The 5,201-nt window shown below is 68.4% G+C and carries 3 protein-coding genes and 1 pseudogene; 2 read left to right on the top strand and 2 right to left on the bottom strand.

Annotated elements, in window-relative coordinates; all coding sequences use genetic code 11:
- A pseudogene (locus tag ACE3TU_RS18625) lies at window positions 1-503 on the bottom strand (IS1595 family transposase); the annotation flags it as partial.
- Between the two features lie 713 nt (window positions 504-1,216).
- Between ACE3TU_RS18625 and ACE3TU_RS18620 the strand changes: the two are divergent.
- Entirely contained in the window at window positions 1,217-3,244 is a 2,028-nt protein-coding gene (locus ACE3TU_RS18620; protein WP_374626944.1) for a methyl-accepting chemotaxis protein, read from the top strand.
- Between the two features lie 205 nt (window positions 3,245-3,449).
- On the opposite strand, the gene aqpZ is transcribed toward ACE3TU_RS18620, so the two are convergent.
- Entirely contained in the window at window positions 3,450-4,142 is a 693-nt protein-coding gene (gene aqpZ, locus ACE3TU_RS18615; protein ID WP_374626942.1) for an aquaporin Z, read from the bottom strand.
- A 398-nt stretch (window positions 4,143-4,540) separates the two neighbouring features.
- On the opposite strand from aqpZ, the gene ACE3TU_RS18610 reads away from it, so the two are divergent.
- Window positions 4,541-5,197, top strand: coding sequence for a response regulator transcription factor (locus ACE3TU_RS18610; RefSeq protein WP_374626940.1), 657 nt, complete (start codon window positions 4,541-4,543; stop codon window positions 5,195-5,197).
- Window positions 5,198-5,201: the final 4 nt, after the last annotated feature.

Genomic DNA, 5,201 nt, shown 5'->3' with positions numbered 1-5,201 from the left:
TAGGCCTCACGGTGATTGATCCGGCCAACGATCCAAGCCTGATGCAGGCGGTCCCAATGGCCGGCTTCATCGGCAAACACGACCGACTTGCGCGACACGACCTGAGCGGCGATATCGACGCCTTCCGCTTCGTTCATGGCAACGAAGGCACGGGTGCGGCCACGACGCTGGCGCAGGGCAACGACAACGCGGCGCTTGCCGGTCTGGTGTTCGGCCAAGTGGCGGTCGATACGATCTTCGGCGAAGTTGGCAGGGCGGATATGGCCGCCGAAATAGGGGCCATCGATCTCGACTTCACCGTCCAGTTCATGGTTCGCGACTTCGGCCGCCAGCGCTTCCCGCAGCTTGTGCGCGAGAACAAACGCCGTCTTGTACTGGCAATCCAGATCGCGGCTGAGCTGCAAGGCGGAAAGGCCCTTCACAGCGTTGACCATGATGCAGATCGCGGCCAGCAGATCAACGAACGCCATTTTGCGACTGGCGAGGATCGTGCCGCTGCGTATCGGCTACGAGAGCGTCGAGCCTTGGCCGCTGACGCGCCTCGATGTGCCGGACCAGCGGGCGCGGGCGCCACGGCCACCGGCCTCCCTTCTCCCCTTGCGGGAGAAGGTGCCCGAAGGGCGGATGAGGGGTATGCCTCCACCAACGCCAACCCCTCATCCGTCTCGGCGCTGCACGCCGATCCACCTTCTCCCTCAAGGGGAGAAGGGAAGGGCGCACCCGTGCCATCTCGGTCATTCTCGCCGACGCCGCGGGGCCGCTCAGTGCCGCAGAGATCGCGGCGCGTTTCCGACAGGGTCGCAGGATCGAGCGCGACGTGGCGCTCACCCTGCGCGCCTTCGTCCGCTACGGCGACGTGGTGTCGCGCGATGGCGGCCGTACCTTCCAGAGCCGCCGCGCCGCCTGAACCGCGCGCCCGACGCGCTCGCGGGCGGCCCGGCGGTAGCCTGCCCGCCCCTCCGCCAACACCCCCTGCTGCCCCCTGCGCCATCCCCACACAGTTTGTCGACTCCTACTGGTAAATCCTTAACTTCCTTAAGCGAATCTATTTCCTGACAACGATGTCTGCGCGGTAGGGGGAAGGCAGAGAACAGGCCGGCAGGCTGCTTGGGGCAGCCTTGTGTCGGCCATTGTCATTCCCATTGCCGTCGGAGTGCCCAACGTCTGGCCGGGACGGGGGATGGACGCCGTGTTGCCCGGCCACAGGGACCCGAAAGTGAAGATCAAGACCAAACTGACTGTCGTTCTCGCCGTGCTGAGCGTGGTGATCGCCGCGCTGCTCGGCGGCGGCTACCTTGCCCTTTCCACGCTCGACACCAAGATCGGCTCGATCGTTGCCGATCGCGTGGTGCCGCTGCAGCAGCTCAAGCGCATCGCCGATGCCTATGCCGTGTCGATCGTCGACAATGCCCACAAGGTGCGCAGCGGCGCCGTGGCCTGGGACGCGGGGCTGGCCGCGCACGATGCGGCGCACCGTCTCATCCACGACGAGTGGGACACCTATGTCGCCAGCCGGCTCACCGAGACCGAGCAGCGCCTCGTCGCCGCCGCCGCGCAGCAGATGGCCGAGGCCGACGCCGGCATGGACCGGCTCCGGGCGCTGTTCGCGGCGCGCAACCAGGCCGGGCTCGATGCCTTCGTCGTCGGCGAGCTCTATCCGCTGATCGATCCGATCAGCGGCGCGGTGAGCGAACTGGTCGATCTGCAGGGCGAGGTGGCGCTGGCCGCCTACACGGAAGAGAACCAGCTGTTCGGCCAGATGGTCGTCGCCATGGCGATCGCCGCGGTGCTGGTGCTCGCCGTGGTGATCTATGCCGGCTTCGTCATCCTGCGCACGGTGTCCGGTCGCCTTGGCGGCATGGAACGGGCGCTGGTCAGGGTTGCCGAGGGCGACTTCACGACCACCATCCCGTCGGCCGGGGATCGTGACGAGATCGGGCGCATCGCCGCCGCCGCCGAGACCTTCCGGCAGAACGGCAGGCGCGTCGCCGAGCTGACCGAGGCCGAGGCGGCGCAGGCGCTGGCCGCGGTCGAGGCGCGTCGCAAGATGATGGGCGAGCTGCGCGAGGCCTTCGGCAGCGTCGTCGACGCCTCGATCGCCGGGGATTTTTCGCGCCGGGTGGCGGCACGCTTCCCCGATGCCGAGCTCAATGCCCTGGCCGAGAGCGTCAACACGCTGGTGGAGACCGTCGAGCGCGGCCTCGGCGAGACCGGCACCGTGCTCTCGGCGCTGGCCGAGACCGACCTCACCCGCCGGGTCGAGGGCCGCTACGAGGGCGCCTTCGCCCGGCTCAAGCACGACGTCAACCAGGTGGCCGACCGGCTGACCGACATTGTCGGGCAGCTGCGCACCACCTCGGGTTCGGTCCGGGTGGCGACCGGCGAGATTCTCGCCGGCGCCAACGATCTCGCCGAGCGCACGACCCGGCAGGCCGCCGCCATCGAACAGACCAGCGCCGCGATGGAGCAGCTGTCGAGCACGGTGGGGCAAAATGCCGAGCGGGCCAATCTCGCCTCCGACCGCTCGCGCCGCGTCGCCGAAGGGGCCGAGGAGGCCGGCACCGTCATGCACGAGGCCAATGCGGCGATGGAGCGCATCGCCGCCTCCTCGGGCAAGATTTCCTCGATCATCGGGATGATCGACGACATCGCCTTCCAGACCAACCTGCTCGCGCTCAATGCCTCGGTCGAGGCGGCGCGGGCCGGCGATGCCGGCAAGGGCTTCGCCGTGGTGGCGGTGGAGGTGCGGCGGCTGGCGCAGTCGGCGGCGCAGGCCTCCGGCGAGGTCAAGGCGCTGATCGAGCAATCCGCCAACGAGGTGGGGGCCGGCACGCGGCTCGTCGCCGATGCGGCCGGGCGGCTCGAGGCGATGCTGGCCGGGGTGCGCGAGAACGTCGCGCTGATCGAGCAGATCGCCGGCGCCAATCGCGAGCAGTCCTCGGCCATCGGCGAGGTCACCACCGCGGTGCGGCAGATGGACGAGATGACGCAGCACAACGCCGCGCTGGTCGAACAGACCAACGCGGCGATCGAGCAGACCGAGTCGCAGGCGAGCGAGCTCGACCGGATCGTCGACACCTTCGTCATCGCCGATGCGTCGCGTGCCGGCCCTGCCCCGGCCCCTGCCCCGCGTCCGGCGCCGAAGGCGGCTGCACTCCGTCCGGCCGTCTCGCACCGGCCGGCGCCGAAGCTGGCGCGCGTCGCCGGCACCTCGGCATTGGCGGACGACTGGAGCGAGTTCTAGGGCTCGGCCCGGCAGGCGGTCGGCGCGGGCACCGATCTGTCCCCGCGCCGCCGCTTCGTGGCATAATTGCGGCGCTCCACACGGCGACGCCCGCACAGCGCCGGTTCGACGCCGAAAAGCGTCGAACCTTTTGTTTTCAACGGGTTAGGCGAAAAGCCGCGGGGATAACCGCGTTCAGGTTCGTTCAGGTGCCGTTCATCGGCGTTCAGCTTTCGCTGCTCGCCAGCAGGTATTTCCAGATGGCCGCGCCGAGGGCGGCGCCGAGCAGGGGGGCGAGGATGAACAGCCAGACCTGCCCCAGCGCGCCGTTCGAGGCGAAGATCGCCGCCGCTACCGAGCGGGCCGGGTTGACCGAGGTATTGGTCACCGGGATGGAGATCAGGTGGATCAGCGTCAGCGCCAGGCCGATGGCGATCGGCGCGAAGCCGGCCGGCGCCGCCTTGCCGGTCGCGCCCAGGATGACGATCAGGAAGAAGGCGGTGAGCACGATCTCGGCCACCAGCGCGGCCAGCATGCCGTAGCCGCCGGGCGAGTTGGCGTCGTAGCCGTTCGAAGCGAAGCCGCCGGGCAGGAAATCCGCCTTGCCCGAGGCAATCAGATAGAGCACCGCCGCCCCGGCGATACCGCCGACCAGCTGGGCGATCCAGTAGCCAAGGAGGTCCTTGTATGCGAACCGGCCTGCCACCGCGAGCCCGAGCGAGACGGCCGGGTTGAAGTGCCCGCCCGAGATGCCGCCCACGGCATAGGCCATGGTCAGCACGGTCAGCCCGAAGGCCAGCGAGACCCCGACGAAACCGATGCCGACTTCCGGAAACCCGGCCGCCAGCAGCGCACTGCCGCAGCCTCCGAAGACCAGCCAGAAGGTGCCGAATGCCTCGGCCGCAAGTTTTCTGAACATTGACACATGCCCTCGCGTGAACGCCCCGGTCACCAGAGATAGGCCCGCAGGCGACAGGGGGATACGTGGTCCCGGCGGTTTTGCACCTCTTCCGGCGCGGCCGGTCGCCCGGCCCGAGCCGGTGGTCGACAGAGTAGCCGCAAGTAATCACGAATGTCCGCTATCGGACATAACAATTCGCCTATCCTGCATAAATGATAGGTTGGCTGCGACGGCGGCTGTGGGCCGACAGTATCAGCATTCCTGCCGTTTCCGAAGGCTGTGTGACAGGAAGTATTGTCATTCCGGGTCGTCGTGTGCTTTAATACTTTGGTGGACGCGAATCGACTGGAGCAGGTGGTCGGCGGGACCCGAAGGGGAGCGACGACGACGCTGCTTCTTGCCAGTGGGAGGGCAGGGTGGACAGGGCGGCGGACACGATACCGTATCGCAATATTCACAACCGGGATCGGCTGGTCTATCTGACCCATTCCGACGGCAGGGTGGCGAAGTCGCTGGGCGACGCGTTCATCGCGCACGGCTTTCAGGTCTCGATTCTCCCCGATTGCGCCGGGCTGGCCCGGCTGATGGCGATCCGGCGCCCGGACCTGGTGCTGCTGCCGCTCTGCGACGACGCCGGCACGATCGAGGGCACGCTCGGCGCGCTCGAGGTGGCGCGCGGGCAGCACCTGGGCATCCACACGTTCCTGCTGGCGCCGGTGGGGGTGCGTGCCGAGCAGGTGGTCACCGCCATGCGGCGCGGCGCCTCCTCGGCCTTCTCGCCGCCCTATGCCGCCGCCGAGATCATCGCGGCGGCTCAGGACCTGTTCCGCGCCGATATCCATGTCGAGGCGGGGCACGACGGGGTCGAGTCGGTGACGGTCAAGGGGTTCGGCACGCTCACCTATCGCGAGCGGCAGGTGCTGCAATATGTCATCGACGGGTCGACCAACAAGGAGATCGCGGCCGACCTGGGGCTCTCCTACCGCACCGTCGAGGTGCACCGTCGGCACATCATGGAAAAGACCGGCGCACGGAACACCGCCGAGCTGGTGCGCCTCGCCATAGCCAGCTGAACGC

The organism is Devosia sp. (assembly GCF_041917035.1).
GTDB lineage: Bacteria > Pseudomonadota > Alphaproteobacteria > Rhizobiales > Devosiaceae > Devosia_A.
The sequence above is the reverse complement of the archived record's forward strand: the minus strand, read 5'-3'. Positions and strand labels throughout refer to the sequence as shown.